The 16,874-nt window shown below is 63.8% G+C and carries 15 protein-coding genes; 6 read left to right on the top strand and 9 right to left on the bottom strand.

Translation table 11 applies throughout. The annotated features are described in order from the left end of the window. The first annotated feature begins 75 nt into the window (after nucleotides 1-75). Complete coding sequence (locus tag QHC67_RS07785; RefSeq protein WP_319292934.1) at nucleotides 76-2,139, top strand: ATP-binding protein; 2,064 nt, start codon at nucleotides 76-78, stop codon at nucleotides 2,137-2,139. Between the two features lie 38 nt (nucleotides 2,140-2,177). Here QHC67_RS07785 and QHC67_RS07780 read toward each other — a convergent pair whose 3' ends face one another. Further along, nucleotides 2,178-2,348 (bottom strand): hypothetical protein, encoded by a 171-nt coding sequence (locus QHC67_RS07780; protein ID WP_319292932.1) that lies wholly within the window; start codon nucleotides 2,346-2,348, stop codon nucleotides 2,178-2,180. A 282-nt stretch (nucleotides 2,349-2,630) separates the two neighbouring features. Here QHC67_RS07780 and QHC67_RS07775 point away from each other — a divergent pair, with 282 nt between their 5' ends. Continuing rightward, nucleotides 2,631-3,332 carry a S24 family peptidase gene (locus tag QHC67_RS07775; protein ID WP_319292930.1) on the top strand — a complete coding sequence of 234 codons (702 nt, stop codon included), beginning with the start codon at nucleotides 2,631-2,633 and terminating at the stop codon, nucleotides 3,330-3,332. A gap of 191 nt (nucleotides 3,333-3,523) precedes the next feature. Here the strand turns inward: QHC67_RS07775 and aspS are convergent, their stop codons facing one another. Next, nucleotides 3,524-5,305 carry an aspartate--tRNA ligase gene (aspS, locus tag QHC67_RS07770; RefSeq protein ID WP_319292929.1) on the bottom strand — a complete coding sequence of 594 codons (1,782 nt, stop codon included), beginning with the start codon at nucleotides 5,303-5,305 and terminating at the stop codon, nucleotides 3,524-3,526. 122 nt (nucleotides 5,306-5,427) lie between these two features. Between aspS and rnd the strand changes: the two genes are divergently transcribed. After that, a complete protein-coding gene (gene rnd / locus QHC67_RS07765) occupies nucleotides 5,428-6,633 on the top strand; it encodes a ribonuclease D (RefSeq protein WP_319292927.1) in 1,206 nt (401 codons plus the stop codon). A 3-nt stretch (nucleotides 6,634-6,636) separates the two neighbouring features. Further along, nucleotides 6,637-6,918, top strand: coding sequence for an I78 family peptidase inhibitor (locus tag QHC67_RS07760; RefSeq protein ID WP_319292925.1), 282 nt, complete (start codon nucleotides 6,637-6,639; stop codon nucleotides 6,916-6,918). Nucleotides 6,919-7,125: 207 nt separating this feature from the next. On the opposite strand, the gene QHC67_RS07755 is transcribed toward QHC67_RS07760, so the two are convergent. From QHC67_RS07755 to QHC67_RS07735, 5 genes are all read right to left on the bottom strand, one after another. Beyond that, the gene (locus tag QHC67_RS07755) at nucleotides 7,126-7,770 is read right to left on the bottom strand and encodes a glutathione S-transferase family protein (protein WP_319292923.1); all 645 of its coding nucleotides are present in this window, start codon (nucleotides 7,768-7,770) and stop codon (nucleotides 7,126-7,128) included. Between the two features lie 394 nt (nucleotides 7,771-8,164). Then, nucleotides 8,165-9,685, bottom strand: a complete 1,521-nt coding sequence (locus tag QHC67_RS07750; RefSeq protein ID WP_319292921.1) for a Ppx/GppA family phosphatase — start codon at nucleotides 9,683-9,685, stop codon at nucleotides 8,165-8,167. A 3-nt stretch (nucleotides 9,686-9,688) separates the two neighbouring features. Further along, complete coding sequence (locus QHC67_RS07745) at nucleotides 9,689-11,830, bottom strand: RNA degradosome polyphosphate kinase (protein ID WP_319292919.1); 2,142 nt, start codon at nucleotides 11,828-11,830, stop codon at nucleotides 9,689-9,691. 35 nt (nucleotides 11,831-11,865) lie between these two features. Next, nucleotides 11,866-12,498, bottom strand: coding sequence for an HdaA/DnaA family protein (locus QHC67_RS07740; protein WP_319292917.1), 633 nt, complete (start codon nucleotides 12,496-12,498; stop codon nucleotides 11,866-11,868). Then, nucleotides 12,495-13,733, bottom strand: coding sequence for a heavy-metal-associated domain-containing protein (locus QHC67_RS07735; RefSeq protein WP_319292915.1), 1,239 nt, complete (start codon nucleotides 13,731-13,733; stop codon nucleotides 12,495-12,497). Before QHC67_RS07735 ends, QHC67_RS07740 begins: the two co-directional genes overlap by 4 nt. Nucleotides 13,734-13,817: 84 nt before the next feature. Between QHC67_RS07735 and purM the strand changes: the two genes are divergently transcribed. Both purM and purN read left to right on the top strand, forming a co-directional pair. Beyond that, nucleotides 13,818-14,912, top strand: coding sequence for a phosphoribosylformylglycinamidine cyclo-ligase (gene purM / locus QHC67_RS07730; RefSeq protein WP_319292913.1), 1,095 nt, complete (start codon nucleotides 13,818-13,820; stop codon nucleotides 14,910-14,912). 27 nt (nucleotides 14,913-14,939) lie between these two features. Beyond that, entirely contained in the window at nucleotides 14,940-15,893 is a 954-nt protein-coding gene (gene purN / locus QHC67_RS07725) for a phosphoribosylglycinamide formyltransferase (protein ID WP_319292911.1), read from the top strand. On the opposite strand, the gene QHC67_RS07720 is transcribed toward purN, so the two are convergent. After that, nucleotides 15,890-16,429 (bottom strand): N-acetyltransferase, encoded by a 540-nt coding sequence (locus QHC67_RS07720; protein ID WP_319292909.1) that lies wholly within the window; start codon nucleotides 16,427-16,429, stop codon nucleotides 15,890-15,892. The genes purN and QHC67_RS07720 overlap by 4 nt on opposite strands. A gap of 2 nt (nucleotides 16,430-16,431) precedes the next feature. Next, nucleotides 16,432-16,854 (bottom strand): nucleoside-diphosphate kinase, encoded by a 423-nt coding sequence (ndk, locus tag QHC67_RS07715; RefSeq protein ID WP_319292907.1) that lies wholly within the window; start codon nucleotides 16,852-16,854, stop codon nucleotides 16,432-16,434. Nucleotides 16,855-16,874 lie beyond the last annotated feature (20 nt).

Genomic DNA, 16,874 nt, shown 5'->3' with positions numbered 1-16,874 from the left:
TCTCCGCCACGACCTGCAAACGATGACAACAAGCGGGATTCTCCTGAGCCTTTTTGCGTGCTAACGAACGTGCCGATGAATGGCGATCTGACTGACTCCCGATACTGGCCGGGCTGGCGCATGCTACTCGCACTTGGCGGAGCGATGCTGCTCCCGGTGCTGATTTATGCCCTGGTCACCATTGGCATCCAGTACCGCCAGGACCGCTATGCTACCGAGGCGGCAACGCTGGATCGTGCTTCCGCCATCACCGAACGAGTCGATGCACGGCTCAACGCGGTAGCGTTCACGATCCGCGCGCTTGCCACCATCCGCTCCATCCGGGAAAGACGGTGGGATGAGGCGCGGGCTCGCTCGGCCGAGATTTCCGCACTGGACCCGGACTGGCGCGGCGTCACGCTTATCGAGCTTGAGACGGGCAAGCGGCTCTTCGATTTTCACACGGCGGACCGCACGTCGGTAGGACTTGAATCGTCAGCGGCGAGGCGCATCGCATCGGCTAGCCGAGGCCAGCCGACGTTCAGCAGCATCGTCGACAATCCGTCGGGCGACGAGATCCACGCCTATCTGGGCATCGGCGCGGGAGAGGCCCCGACCTATCTGCTCGACGTCACGCTCGACCCGCGCATGATCCAGCGCATCCTGCTTGCCACAGCGCCAGAGAACGGCGTCAGCGCCGTCGTGGATCGCAACGGCTTGTTCATCGCACGTACCAAGGCATGGCCTGCACGACTTGGCACCCCTGCCACGACCTATCTGCGAGACGCGATCGCAACCGGCACGAAGGGCTTGTACAAGGGTGTCACGTGGGAAGGTCTGGAAAGTTACTCCGCCTTCGCTACCTCGCCGGACACCGGATGGTCCAGCCATGTGGCCGTGTCCTCGACGCTCATCGACAAGTCCAACTATACCGGCCGCCTCGCCCTGATTGCGGCCGGGTTCGCCTGCCTCCTGCTGGCGTCGTTGCTCATCATCCTGTTGCTGCGCCTGATTGCCGACAGACGCAGCGCCGACCTTCGCCAGCAACAGTCGGAACGCCTCGAGACCGTCGGAAAGCTGACCGGCGGCGTGGCCCATGACTTCAACAACATGCTCGCCATCGTGATCGGCAGCCTCGACCTCGCCCTGCGCAAGCTCGCCAAGGGTGACGCCGACATCGTCCGGTATCTGGATAACGCAATGGAAGGCGCGAACCGGGCCGCGGACCTTACCCGCCGTTTGCTCGCCTTCTCCAGACGCCAGCCGCTTGCCCCGGTCATCGTCGACATAAACGCGCTGATCATTGCCATGCGCGAGCTGCTGCAGCGCACGCTGGCGGCCGATATCCGCATCGTCACGCAGCTCGCAACGGACCTGTGGCCTGCCTCCGTCGACCCTGGGCAACTCGAAAACGCGCTCGTCAACCTTGCGATCAACGCGCGCGACGCGATGCCCGATGGCGGAACGCTCACCATCACGACCCGGAATTTAGCAAGGCGCAGCCGGGATGGTGGCAGCGACATGGTGGAGATCGCGGTCACGGACACCGGCACCGGAATGTCGCCCGAAGTAGCGGCGCGCGCCTTCGAACCATTCTACACCACGAAGGAAGTCGGACGGGGAACGGGCCTTGGCCTGTCGCAGATCCACGGTTTCGTGACGCAGTCGGGAGGCACCGCCACGCTGCACTCGACGCCGGGAGAAGGCACGACCGTCAGGCTGCTGCTGCCGCGCCATCATCAATCCGAACAAGAGGCAACCGCCCATACCATCAAGCAGGACCAGACAGCGCCGTCCGGCCGTCGCGAGGAAATCATCCTGGTCGTGGAAGACGAGGAACTGGTGCGCCGTACCAATGTGGAGGCGCTACGTAGCCTGGGCTACACCGTACGCCATGCCGCCAACGCCGACGAAGCCCTGGCCGTTCTGGACAAGCAGCCGGGCGTCAAGCTGCTACTCAGCGACATAGTGATGCCCGGCATGAACGGCCGCGACCTGGCCGACCGCGTTGCACAGCGCTTCCCTGGGATGCGGATCGTGCTCGTCACGGGTTTCGAGCGGGACAAGGTGTCTCCGGACGAAGAACGCATCCTTCGCAAGCCCTTTGGCGTGGGCGAACTGGCGAGGCGCGTCAGGAGCGAACTGGATCTGGCGGCCTAGCGTTCCACATCATCCGGGTTCAAACCGGCGCCGCGGCTTCAGAGCAGATAGCGGAAGAGGACATAGACCCCGACATAGCCGAGGCAGAGCGCCACAGGCCCCGCGATCCGGGAAAGCCTCCGGATACGCAATTCAACCGGATCGACATCTATCTGGAAAGCGCTGCTGCTTTCCCCATCCTTCTTCGTCGACCAGAAAACGTGTTTCATGCAATCCTCAGCATGGCGGAGCGTGAGATAAGGTACGGCCGGATGTGAGGCTAAATGTGCGAAAAAGCAACATATATTGCGATAACGCCCTCGCAATCGGGCATTATCTACAAATCGTCCGATTTAGTGATGTAGGTACAAATGCTTAGATGATTATATAATCCAGATCGGATACAATTTTCACACATGGAGTCCGCGACCTTACTGCCTAGATTGGCGGCACCCATTTTCGAATTCACAACAGAAAGGAACAGCGGCTTTCATTTCTCAAGATGCCGCTTCATGGAAATGCAGGATATCGAGCAGGAAAAAGCGCGGCAGCTGATTGGCCGCATCGTCAGCTCCACCGGGCTTTCCGTAACGGAGATCGCCCGCAAGGCGGGGCTTTCGCCCTCCACGCTTACGCGCATCTATCCGGAGCCTACGGTAAACTACACGCTGTCCACTCGGACGCTGGCAAAGATCCGCGCGGCCTTTCCCATGAACGACAATGACGATGTGTCCAGCCGCGTGTCGGAAACGCGGCAGGCATTCATCGCGCAGCCACCGCCCAGCATTCCCGTCTATGCGCTCGGCGCGCTGGAGGACGCCTCGGTCAGCGCGCAATTATCGGTGCCGGCCGACTTCGAACTGTACAGCGCCAACCTTCAGGACGCCAAGCTCCAGCAGGTTCCGCAGTTCGCCCAGCTCGACAAGGACAGGTTCGTCGCCGCCTACATGCCGGGCGACGCGATGGAGCCGCGGTTCCGCGCCGGGGAAATGGTCCTCATCGACAAGATCAGGCCCGCGGCCATTGGCGGCGATGTCTTCGTCGGCCTGAACGGCGGCGATGGTTCCTCAGTCGTGACGGTCGCCAAGCTGGTCGAGCGCGACCGCAACCAGATCACCCTCTTGCAGCACCGCTACAAGACCGAGATCAACATCCACCGCAGCCGTGTCGATACCATCTTCCCCATCGTCGCGCTGTTCGAGGATCGTTTTTAGGACGCGATAAATTCACGTCTCGCTTCACCCCCGTTCGTGCTGAGTAGAGACTGAGCTTGTCGAAGGCTCATGTCGAAGCATCAAGCGCAGTGCCTGATCCTTCGATACGCCATTTCGACTTCGCTCAATGGCTACTCAGGACGAACGGGTGGGTGTGAAACCGCAAGCCCGACCCCGCCTTCACCCACCCATCAACCCTTAGCCGCAGGCTCCACCACCCGGATGCTGAGTTCGCGCAACTGCTTCAGCGACACATTGTTCGGCGCGCCCATCATCAGGTCCTCCGCCTTCTGGTTCATCGGGAACAGCACGACCTCGCGGATGTTCGGCTCGTCCGCCAGCAGCATCACCATGCGGTCGACGCCCGGCGCGGAGCCGCCATGCGGCGGTGCGCCGAACTTGAACGCGTTCAGCATCCCCGAGAAGTTCTTCTCCACGTCCTCGGCCGAATAGCCGGCGATCTCGAACGCCTTGTACATGATGTCGGGACGATGGTTCCGGATCGCGCCGGACGACAGCTCGACGCCATTGCAAACGATGTCGTACTGCCACGCGAGGATGTCGAGCGGGTCCATCGTCTCCAGCGCTTCCATCTCGCCCTGCGGCATGGAGAAGGGATTGTGGCTGAAATCGACTTTCTTGTTGTCCTCGTCATATTCGAACATCGGGAAATCGACAATCCAGCAGAATTTGAACACGTCCTGCTCGATCAGGCCCAGCAGTTCGCCGGTCCGCGTCCGCGCCGCACCCGCCAGCTTCGCCGCCTGCAATTCCTTGCCCGCCGCGAAGAACACGCCGTCATTCGGACCCAGCCCCAGCGCCGCGATCAGCTTGGCGGCCGCTTCCTCACCATGGTTCTTGGCGATGGGGCCGCCCGGCACGCCATCCTTGATGTTGATATAGCCAAGCCCAGCATGGCCCTCGCCCCGCGCCCACACATTCATGTCGTCGAAAAACTTGCGGCTGCCCGCCCCCGCGCCGGGAGCCGGAATGGCGCGGATCACGCCGCCGCCTTCCACGATCCCCGCGAATATGCCGAAGCCTGAGCCGACGAAATGCTCGGTCACGTCCGTGATCTCGATGGGATTGCGCAGGTCCGGCTTGTCGCTGCCATATTTCAGCATGGACTCGCGATAGGCGATGCGCGGGAATGGGTAGGGCGTCACCGCCTTGCCCTCCGCGAATTCCTCGAACACGCCATGCAGCACGGGTTCGATGGCGTTGAACACATCGTCCTGCGTCACGAAGCTCATCTCGAAATCGAGCTGGTAGAACTCGCCTGGAGAGCGATCCGCCCGCGCATCCTCGTCGCGGAAACACGGCGCGATCTGGAAATAGCGGTCGAACCCGGCCACCATCAGCAACTGCTTGAACATCTGCGGCGCCTGCGGCAGCGCATAGAACTTGCCCGGATGGACGCGGCTTGGCACCAGGAAGTCGCGCGCGCCTTCGGGTGACGAAGCCGTCAGGATCGGCGTCTGGAACTCGGTGAAGCCCTGCCCAATCATCCGGTTGCGGAGCGACGCGATCACCGAGGACCGCAGCATGATGTTCCTGTGCAGCCGCTCGCGCCGCAGGTCGAGGAAGCGATAGCGCAGGCGGATGTCCTCCGGATACTCCTGCTCCCCCGCCACCGGCATCGGCAGTTCATGCGCGGAGGATTGCACCGTCACCTTGTCCGCGACGATCTCGATGGCCCCGGTCGCAAGGTTCGGATTGGTCGCCTCCGGCCCACGCGACACCACTTCGCCGTCGATCGTCACCACGGACTCGACCCGCAGGCCTTCCAGCACCCGCAAGGCTTCGCTGTCCGCCTTCGCGACGATCTGCGTCAGCCCATAATGATCGCGCAAGTCGACGAACAGCACGCCGCCATGGTCGCGCTTGCGATGCACCCAGCCGGACAGGCGGACATTCGCGCCGACATCGCTCTCACGGAGGGCGGCGCAGTTGTGGGTGCGGTAAACGTGCATGGCTTTGGTTCTTCCAACGTTTTACGGATATGACAAACCCGTGGATCGGGGCTATGGCCGATATGTCGAAACCGACGAGCCCGCCAGGGAGCGGGCCAGCCCATAATAAGATCGAACACCATATGCAAATTCATCCGCTGATCAGCGACAGCAAGACCCTCGCCGAATTCTGCCAGCGCATCGCCAAATCCCCCTATATCGCCGTCGATACAGAGTTCATGCGGGAGAACAGTTACTGGCCCGACCTCTGCCTGCTGCAAGTCGCGGACGACAAGGAAGCGGCGGCGATCGACCCCAAGGCGCCCGGCCTCGACATGAAGCCGCTGCTCGACCTGATGGTCGACAACCATGATGTGCTGAAGGTCTTTCATGCGGGGGGCCAGGACCTCGAAATCATCTACAACCTGACCGGCAAGACGCCCTACCCGATGTTCGATACGCAGATCGCTGCCATGGCGCTCGGCCTTGGCGAGCAGATCGGCTATGGCAATCTGGTCGACGCGTGGCTCGGCATCACCCTCGACAAGGGCGCGCGTTTCACCGACTGGGCGCGCCGTCCGCTAGACAAGCGGCAGATCGACTACGCCATCGGCGACGTCACCTACCTCATCCAGATTTTCCCGATGATGCTGGCGGACCTCAAGAAAACCGGGCGCGGCGGCTGGCTCGATCAGGAAATGGAGCGCATCAGCGACCCCTCCAACTATGTGAACGAGCCCGAGGAAGCCTGGAAACGCGTCCGTATCGCCAGCCGCAAGGCCGACGTGCTCGGCCGCTTGAAGGCGCTCGCCGCATGGCGGGAGATCGAGGCGCAGGACAAGAACCTGCCCCGCGGCCGCATCGTCAAGGACGAGACGCTCGCCGACATCGCTTCCCACCCGCCGCGGAGCCAGGACGATCTGGTGAAGGTCCGCGGCCTTTCGGCGGGCTGGAAGAACAACGACATCGGCGCGCGGATGATCCAGGCGCTCGGCAACGCCAAGCCGCTCGACCGCGACGAAATGCCCGAGCGCGACCCGAAGAAGCCGGGTCTGGGCAAAGACGGCGCGCTGGTCGCCGACCTGCTCAAGCTGCTGCTGAAGATCCGCTCGCGCGAGATCAATGTCGCCGCCCGGCTCCTCGCCCGCACCGACGATCTCGACGCACTGGCGGCGGGCGAGCGCGAGGGCCTTTCGATCCTGGAAGGCTGGCGCTACGAACAATTCGGCCGCGACGCCGTGGATCTGGTGGAGGGCCGCATGGCCTTCGCCGTCAAGAACGGCCGCCTCCGCATGACCCGCACCGCCGCCCTGCCCGAAGCCGCGCCCGAAATCGCGACGGAGAACTGATCGATGCGCACCTTCCTCGCGGCCCTGACGCTGCTCCCGCTGGCCGCCTGCGCGACGCCCGGCATTCCGGTCGCAGGCGGCGGGGAGTGCCGCAATGACGGCCTCGACCGCTTCGTCGGCCAGAAAGCCACGGCGGAAACCGGCGCAGAACTGCTGAAGATATCCAGCGCCAGCACGCTCCGCTGGGGCGCGCCGGGCATGGCAATGACGATGGACTTCCGCGCGGACCGCCTGACCGTCAGCTATGACGCGGCGATGCTGATAACCTCCGCCCGCTGCGGCTGAGGGCTCCGCAAGCCGTTGCGCACGCGACTAAGCATCTGCCTCAGAAAAAAGCGCTACCGCACCGAACAGGACGCGCTGACGGCACGGCACGCCCCTCTCCTCCGGCCCTATCGCTGCGACCGATGCCAGCAATTTCACCTGACCAGCCGAACCAAGGGCAAACGGATACCGCGACCGGGAGAATGAGCGGGTGGCGGAGAGCTGTCATTACCCGTCACCCCTGAACACCGCCAACTGCGCCTCGAACGCACGCTTGAAAGCTGGCCGCGCCTCTCCCCGCGCGACATAGGCGGAAAGATTCGCGAACGCCTCCAGCAAGCCGGCCCCCTTCAGCCGGCGCAACACCGCTATCATCAGCAGATCGCCCGCGCTGAAAGCCCCGTCCAGCCACTCGGCGTCGCCCAGCCTACGCGACAATTGCTCCAGCCGGGTCCGCACCCGATCGTCGAGCATCGGCAGCCGCTCCGCGTACCAGCTCCTGTCGCGCTCCACGATGGTCGCCATGCTCCGCTCGACGATCGGTGGCTCTACCGTGCCGAGCGCGGCGAACATCCACGTCACCGCCCGCGCGCGCGCATCCGCTTCGGTCGGCAGCAGGCCCAGATGGCGCTCCGCAATGTGGAACACGATCGCACCCGACTCGAACAGGACAAGATCGCCTTCCTCAAAGGTCGGGATCTGTCCGAAGGGCTGCCGCTCAAGATGCGCGGGCTCCTTCATCGCATCGAACGAGACGAGGCGAACCGCATAAGGCTCGCCCACTTCTTCCAGCGCCCAGCGCACCGGCATGTCGCGCGCCAGCCCCCTGCCCCGGTCGGGCGATTGTGCAAAGGCCGTGATGGTGATGGTCATCGCATCGGTTCCGTGGTCCTAGCTTCGGGCAGTCACAGGATGCCCCGCAACGCACGCATCTGGCAATGATGAACCGACATTCTCCTGTCCTACAACCCGCCGCAGCCGCTACATCCATGTGTGCGCCCAGAGCGAGGGGCCCCTGACTGCACTATGGCACGGGCGATCAAGCGCGGCACCAGGACATTGGCGAGCGTAACGAATGGAGGACGGCAATGCGACATTCATCACTACCTGCGCGCCTGTTTTCGCAGGAGCCCAAACCTTGCCGAACGCCTCCTCGGCACCGCGGATCATCCTGCACGCCAACACCCGAAAACGCCCCAACCGGGGGGTGACGTAGTGTCACCTTTGTCACCTTCCGAGCCAAGAAAAGCTCTCAGCGCCTCGGCCGTTACGCCTCGACTTCCATCCGGTGCTTCAGCCCGAGCGCCTGAGCGAGGTTCCGCAGGCGACGCTCAACGGCCTCGCCATACAGGTTCGCATGGGGCTCGGCGAGCACCAGCGTCAGCGTCGCGCCATCCGCGTCCAGCCGCCCACCCTGCAACGGCCCCTCGACGCCGCCCGACAGCCGCTGCCCCAACCGGATCGCCATGCCCCACAAAGCCGCACGCCGCAGCGCCTCCGCCCCAGCGAGCCGCGTCAGTTCCTCGGGCACCTGCAAGCCGCCGCCGAAGTTGCTGTGCAGCGCCTGCGCCAGCATCGCCCGCCCCTCGACATCGATGCCGACCCAGTTGCCATGCAGCGCGATCTCCACACCCCGCTCCGACCGGAAGTCGGGGTTCGCGCGCCAGCCCACGTCCGCCAGCAGGCACGCCGCCCGCCTGATCCGCCGCCACTTCGCGCCATCCTCAAGGAACAGCGGCGCGATCCAGTTCTCGATGACGTCGCCATGCCCGGCAAAGCGTCCCTGCGCCTCGCCTTCCGCCTCTACCGCCGCCAGCAACGGATCTTCCTGCCGCACATCCCTGGGCAAAGCCTCGAACAGCAATCCCTCGCGCAGGCCATAGGCCGAGACGATCAACCGGCTGCTCTGCAACTGCCGCACCATCACTGACAGCAGCGCCGCCGCCCCCGGCAGCGTGGGGATGCGGCTGCCGGTGATCGCGGGCACGGCCTTCAGCGTCTCGCGGTGCATCTGGCTCGTCACGCGCACCAGATGCGCGGCCCTCGCCGCGGGCATTTCGTAGTGGTGGATCACCGGCAGCGCGAAGTGATTGAGGTGCATGTCCAGCCGCGCCAGCGACCGCCACGAGCCGCCCACCAGATAGAAAGGCAGGCCCGGCTCCACGCCGTCCCAGCCCGCCTTCTTAAGCAGCTTGGCAACATGCCGATCCAGTGCGCCACGCCCCTTGGCGCGCACCTCCGGAAGCCGCAGCACGCCGAGGGGCAGCGACGTGATCTCATGCACCTCGCCATCGCGGATGCGCACCAGCTCAAGGCTCCCGCCGCCCAGATCGCCGACGATGCCGTTCGCCTCGGGGATCGCCGACAGCACGCCATATCCCGAAGCGGCACCCTCCTGCGCGCCTGAAAGCAGCTCGACCTCCAGACCGACTGCCGCTGCCCGACGCAGCAACTCCGGTCCATTACTCGCATCCCGCACCGCTGCCGTGGCGACGCAGCGCAGCTTCGCCACGCCCATCTCCCCGCACAAATGCTTGTACCGGGCGAGCGCGGCCAATGTCCGCTTCATCGCCCCTGCCTCGATCGCGCCGGTCTTGCTCAGCGACGCGCCGAGGCCCGCCATGACCTTCTCGTTGAACAGGATGAAGGGAATGCGCTGCGGACCGTCATAGACGACCAGACGCACGCTGTTCGATCCGATGTCGATAATCGCCGAACGCGACGCGACCGCCGCCCCGGCAGCATCGCGAGTGGCTGCCGATCGCAGCAACGTAAGCATGGATGCCATGGATCAGCTACGCCGCCGCAGGCTGAGCGTCGGCACCGCATCGCTGCTCTGCATCGACGCGCCACGCCCGGAGAGCGACGGGTTGGTCATGAAGTAGCGATGCAGGTTGAACGGCCGCTCGCCGGGCTCCAGCCGATGGTAACGCCCCTCGCTGTCCAGTTCCCAGCTCTGCTCATTGTCGATCAGGTTCGCGACCATCACCTGATCGAGGATCTGGTCATGCACCGTCTCATTGTCGACCGGCAGCATATATTCGACGCGCCGATCGAAGTTACGCGGCATCCAGTCCGCCGAGCTGATGAACACCCGCGCCTCGTTATTGGGCAGCGGCTTGCCGTTCCCGAACACCGTGATGCGGCTATGCTCCAGAAAGCGGCCGACGACCGACTTCACGCGGATATTCTCCGACAGCCCCGGAACGCCCGGGCGCAGGCAGCAGATACCCCGCACCACCAGTTCGATATGCACGCCTGCATTGCTGGCGGCATACAGCTTCTCGATGATAGCGGGATCGACCAGCGAGTTCATCTTCGCCCAGATCGTGCCGGGCCGCCCCTCCCGCACATGCGCGACTTCCGCCTCGATCAGTTGGCACAGGCGGTCGCGCAGATCGCGCGGCGACATGATGAGCTTTTCCAGATGCTGCGGCTCGACATAGCCGGTGATGTAATTGAACAGCGACGCGGCATCGCGCCCCAATCGCGGATCGGCCGTGAAGAAGCTGAGATCAGTATAGATCCGCGCCGTAACCGGGTGATAATTGCCAGTGCCGAAATGGCAGTAGGTGCGGAACTGCTCGCCCTCACGCCGCACCACCATCGAAATCTTGGCGTGCGTCTTCCAGTCGATGAAGCCGTAGACGACCTGCACCCCCGCCCGCTCCAGCGCGCTTGCCCAGAGAAGGTTCTGCTCTTCGTCGAACCGGGCTTTCAGCTCGACTACCGCCGTCACCGACTTGCCCGCCTCGGCCGCATCGATCAGCGCGCGGATGACGGCGGACTGCTTGCCGGCGCGATAGAGCGTCTGCTTGATCGCCACCACGTCGGGATCGCCCGCCGCCTGCTTGAGGAAGGCGACCACCACGTCGAAGCTCTCATAAGGGTGGTGAACGACGATGTCCTTCGCCCGGATCGCCGCGAAACAATCGCCGCCATATTCGCGAATACGCTCGGGGAAGCGCGGCGCATAAGGCTCGAACTTGAGGTCGGGACGGTCTTCGTCGACGATGCCGGACAAGTCGCCGATGCCCACGAACCCGTCGATCTCGGCAATGATCGACTCGTGTCCCTGCAGCATGTCCTGCAACATATCCTCGACCGCTGCGGGAATGCCCTGCTCCACTTCCAGCCGGATCACGCGACCGCGACGCCGCCGCTTGATGGCGCTGCGGAAGTAGCGGACCAGATCCTCCGCCTCTTCCTCGATTTCGATGTCGCTGTCCCGGATGATACGGAACACGCCGCTGTCCTTGACCTTGTAGCCGGGGAACAGCTTGTCGCAGAAACGGCGGATCACTGCCTCCAGCGCCATATAGCGCGCCGGCTCGCCCGGAACGCGCACGAACCGGGCCAATGTCGCCGGGATCATCACGAGTTCGCGAATCGGCTGCTTGTCGGACAGGCGCACCAGATCGAAGACGATCGACAGGCCCTGATTGGGAATGAACGGGAAGGGATGCGCCGGGTCCAGAGCCTGCGGCGTCAATATAGGGAAGATCTGCGTCAGGAAATGGTTGGCGAGCCATTCGTCCGCCTTGGTGCCCATGCTGCCGTCGCTGCCGATGACCTCGATACCGACTTCGGCCAGTTCCTGGTTCAGCTTGTGCCAGACGCGCTGCTGCGCCGACATCAACCTGTCCGTTTCCTGCGCAATCGCGCCCAGCTGCTGCGCGGGCGTCAGCCCATCGGCAGAGCGCAGATCGACATCCTGCAGCTGTTGCCCCTTAAGGCCCGCCACTCGGACGGAAAAGAACTCATCGAGATTGGCGCCGGAAATCGACAGGAACCGCAGCCGCTCCAGCAAGGGATGCGCCGGGTTCATCGCTTCTTCCAGCACCCGCTGATTGAAGCTCAACCAGCTCAATTCGCGGTTGAAGTAGCGCTGCGGCGCTGGCGCCAGGCTTGTGGACAGATCGGCTTCGGCCACAAGGACTTCCTTTTGCGTTGCTGCAGGTTGCGGGCTCACGGTTCCGGATCGGCCCAGATTATAGGCAGAAATCCAGCATTTTGGAGAGCCTCTTTTGCGAATGGCACTGAAATCTTTCGCCCGCGTGACAATGCTGCGCTCTGCAGACAGCCGAGCACCTCGGCCACCGCGCCATAGCTCCGCTCGATCCGACGATACAGCCACTCCGGCACATCCGAAGCCCACAGCGCCCCACCTTCGACCAGTCCGCGTTCGATCAGCGCCTGAACCAGCGAGTCGTCCGGCTCTTCGATGCGAACATGCGGAACGGCGAGAAGCCGGGAGCGAAAGTCGGGAAGTGCCACCGTCCAGTCCTTCGGCGACGCCTGCGCGATCAGCAGCAGTGGCCGCCGCTCCAGCTGCGCGCGATTCCAGGCATGAAAGAGAAGCTCTTCCCCCACCCCTTCGGCGTCGTCGATGACGGTCCCACCTGACAGTTTCGCAAACTGGCGTCCCAGCGTGGACCGGCCGGATCGCGGCGGACCCGACAAGACGCTCACCTGCATCGGCCAGTCTCGCCATCCCTCAAGGTGCCTGACGGCCAGCTGATTGGCTTCACTGACGATAAAGCTGTCGCTGGCCGCGGCGCTATGGCCGCTCCAGTCGAAAGGCAGGCTGATCTGGCTCATGGCGCGGGTGCCGCAGTCGCTCCCCTGCGGCTGATCCGCAACGTGTTGCCCGCTGTGGTGACGGTATAGCCCCGGCCCTGCAGGGCGGTACGCAGAGCATCGACCGTGCCCAGATACGTCACGGACATGACGGAGGTTCCGCCAAGCGCAAGGCTGTTGGTGGCCGCGGACTGCACGCCAGGGATACCGCGCAAGGCCGCCTCGCTCTGGCTTACCGAAGCGACGTTGGGCGTGTCATATTGAACCTGGAAGGAGCCTACGCCGGGCACTGCCGGAGGCACGTCGAACGCGTCGACTGCGGCCTCGCTTCCATTCTCGATCGCAAGCGCATCTTCATCGACCGGCTCCTCGATGATCAGCGATGGATCGGGCCGCAATGTGCCTTCCAGCAGGGCCTGCGTGTAAAGGCCGTCCATGCGCTGGATCGCCTGATCGATCATCTGCGGTATCGCCGCTTCATTGGAAGCCCGAAGCGAAAAGCTGCCGATCAGTGCATTGTCCGGCCCATAGCGGGCGGTAAAGTGCCCGAGTGCAGGCCCACCGGGCCACTGCCGCTCGATACGCGCGATCGGAATCACCACGTCGGCCGCACCATATTGGTCGAGCAGCACGCGCCACCAGTTACGGCTCCGGCGGCCCGTCTGCGCCGCATTGAGCAGCAGCGGGTCTGCCGCCGTTCCTGCGACACGGACATAATCGATCGCGCTGTCCCCAGTACGAAAGCGCGCCCAGCCCTTCTGCCACTCATTGATAGTCTCATAAGACGTCGCCGTGCCGCCCTGCCACAGGATTGGGATCACCAGCAGCGGCGGCGAATGCATGGTCCGGCCCTGCACGCCCAGAATCTGCCCGGCCCTCGCGCGGTCGAACAGCACGCCCAGCGTCGCTATGTAGCGGGTAGGCCCCGCCTGTTCGGATTGCACCTCGATACCCGAGACGATGGCCTCAAGCTGCGAATCGGAGAGCGTGGGAACCCCCGTGCCGCCATTGGTGCGAGTCCAAAGCATCTTCCACGCCAGTCGCTGCGCCTGCCGCCAGCCTGCATAGCGCGCCGCATCGGCATTGGCTGCGGCAACATCGACCTTGACGCTGCTGACCTCGAAATCGCCGCCGCTCGCGATCGGCGGAACGCCCCGCTCGCCTTCGATCTGCGCCACGAGGATGGCCGCCGCCAGCCCCAGCAGCAGCACGATCACGAAATGAATGGGACGAATTTGGGGCAATGTCAGGGTCACGGCGTCCTTTTGGCGGCATTTGCCTGCGAAGCCAAGAGCCAAGTCCCTTGATAAAATCGGTGAGATCACTAGGCGCTGATGCCCATGAGCGACGACACATCCTATAGCTACGCCAAAGCAGGCGTCGATATTGCCGCGGGCAATGCCCTGGTGCGCGCGATCGCGCCGCTTGCGAAAGCGACCCGCCGCCCCGGAGCGGACGCTGAACTGGGCGGCTTCGGCGGCTTCTTCGACTTGAAGGCCGCTGGCTACAGCGATCCGTTGCTGGTCGCGGCCAATGACGGCGTGGGCACCAAGCTGAAGCTTGCCATCGATCACGACCGCCATGATGGCGTCGGGATCGACCTTGTCGCCATGTGCGCCAACGACCTCATCGTGCAGGGCGCGGAACCGCTGTTCTTCCTCGATTACTACGCCACCGGGAAGCTGGAGAGCGGCGTTGCGGAACGCGTCATCGCGGGCATAGCGGAAGGGTGCCGCATCGCCGGCTGCGCACTGATCGGCGGCGAGACCGCCGAGATGCCGGGCATGTATGCGCCGGGCGACTATGACCTCGCGGGCTTTTGTGTCGGGGCGGTCGAGCGGTCGCAGGCGCTGACGGGATCGCGGGTTGCGCCGGGCAATGTGCTGCTCGGGCTCGCGTCTTCCGGCGTGCATTCCAATGGCTTCTCGCTCGTCCGCCGCCTTGCTGCCGACAAAGGCTGGAAGCTCGACCGCCCGGCGCTGTTCGACAATGAGGTGATACTGATCGACGCGCTGATGGCGCCGACACGCATCTATGTGAAATCGCTGCTGCCGCTGGTGCGCTCGGGAAAGATCAATGCACTCGCCCATATCACTGGCGGCGGGCTGCTCGAAAACATTCCGCGCGTGTTGCCGGAAGGCAGTCATGCCGTGGTCGATGCGGATTCGTGGGCGCAATCGCGGCTGATGGCATTCCTCCAGGCGCAAGGGAATATTGAGCCCGAGGAAATGGCGCGTACCTTCAACTGCGGCATCGGCATGGTGCTCGCGGTGGATGAAGCCCAGGCAGACGCCGTCAAAGCGGAGCTCGAAGCAGAGAGCGAAACGGTACACCGGATCGGCCATATCGAGGCTGGCGAGAAGGGCTGTACCGTGCGCGGGGCAGTGGAGACGTGGAGCGCCAAGGCCGACTGGGTCGCGACGCACAAGGGCTGATCGCCTGCAAAGGGCGAGTGGGGGCACATGACCAAGGCCAAAGTTGCCATCCTGATATCCGGGCGCGGCTCCAACATGATGGCGCTGCTCTATGCCTCGCGTTTGCCGGACAGTCCCTATGAGGTCGTGCTGGTGGCGTCGAATGATCCCGATGCGCCGGGGCTTGCTCTGGCAGCAGCGGAAGGCGTCTCCACATTCGGGCATAGCCACAAAGGACTGGACCGGGCATCCTTCGATGCCATCATGGACGACCAGCTACGCGCCGCCCAAGCCGAGTATGTCGCGCTCGCAGGCTATATGCGCATCCTGTCGGCGGGGTTCGTGGCGCGATGGGAAGGCCGGATGCTCAACATCCATCCTTCGCTTCTACCCAGGTATAAGGGGCTCGACACGCACGCTCGCGCCATTGCCGCGGGTGACAGCCATGGAGGCTGCTCCGTCCATCTGGTGACGGCGGAATTGGATGATGGCCCTGTCCTCGGTCAGATACCCGTGACGATCACCCCCGGTGAAACAGCCGACAGCCTGGCCACCCGAATCATGTTCGCGGAGCATCAACTTTACCCCAAGGTTCTTGCCGAATTTGTCGGCAGGGAGCGCAATCCCGACTGGCTGTTGGGCAAGGTGCGCGAACTGGCGCTCGCGCTTCCGGATGCCGAAGAGAAGGCCTCGCATGGAAGCCCCGGTTTCTTCGTCACAGGCGGTAAGTTCTTCGCCTATTTTACTGCCAATCATCATCAGGACGGCACCATTGGGCTGTTGGTCAAGGCCAGCGGGGCGGAGGAGCAGGCGATGCTGATCGACCGTGATCCGGACCTCTATTACCGGCCCGCCTATCTCGGGCCGTTCAACTGGATCGGCATACGGCTCGACCAGGGCAACAACGACTGGGAGCATCTGGCCGAGTGGCTGAGCAAGAGCTGGCGACTCTCCGCGCCGAAGCGGCTGACGAAGATGCTGGATATAGCCGACGAGTTTTAGTCGAGTGGCCGCACCATGACCTTGTCGTGGAACAGCTGTCTGCCCACGACGAATTCGCGCTCGCCAATGATCTCGAACCCGGCTTTGCGATAGAAGGCAATGGCGCGGTGGTTCTCACCATAAACGCCAAGCAGCATCCTGCGCTTGCCCATCGCCTGCGCCGCCGCCGTGGCGACCTCCACCATGCGCCGGGCAAGGCCGCCGCCATGATAGCGCGAGAAGATGTAGATGCGCTTCAACTCGATGTCGCCCGGCTCTGCTTGCGGCAAGTCGGACGTGGTGAGCACCTGATAGCCCACCGGCGCGTCAGTCACTGGCAGTTCGGCAAGCCAGCACCGCGTCTCAGCGGTATCGGCGAGAAGCTTCTGATAATAAGCGACGCCGTGCGGCCCCTGTGCATGAGCCAGCAGATTCGCGGCATCGATGCTGTCACCAAAGGTCTCAAGAAACGTCGCGCCGCCGATCAGCGAGAGCATCGCTGCGTCGGCGGCGTTACAGGCCCTTATGCGGGGCGCGGTGTCAGTTGCGTCCAGCAAATTCAGCCGACGATTTCTTCCGGCTTGAAGAAATAAGCGATTTCAGTCGCGGCATTTTCTTCGCTGTCGGAGCCATGGACGGAATTGGCTTCGATCGATTCGGCCAGTTCCTTGCGGATCGTGCCGGGCTCGGCATTTTCCGGGTTGGTTGCGCCCATGATGTCGCGGTTGCGCTTCACGGCGTCTTCGCCTTCCAGGACCTGCACGACCACGGGGCCGGAGATCATGAAGGTCACGAGATCGTTGAAAAAGGGGCGTTCGCTATGGACGGCGTAGAAGCCCTCCGCCTGCTCCTTGGTCATCTGGATACGCTTGGAGGCGACGACGCGCAAGCCCGCTTCTTCCAGCATTTTGGTGACGGCGCCCGTCAGGTTGCGGCGCGTAGCGTCCGGCTTGATGATCGAGAAAGTACGGGTCGCGGCCATGGCGATGAAACTCCGAGAAA

The organism is Sphingobium sp. (assembly GCF_033795625.1).
GTDB lineage: Bacteria > Pseudomonadota > Alphaproteobacteria > Sphingomonadales > Sphingomonadaceae > Sphingobium.
This window is presented reverse-complemented; position numbering and strand designations above follow the sequence as displayed.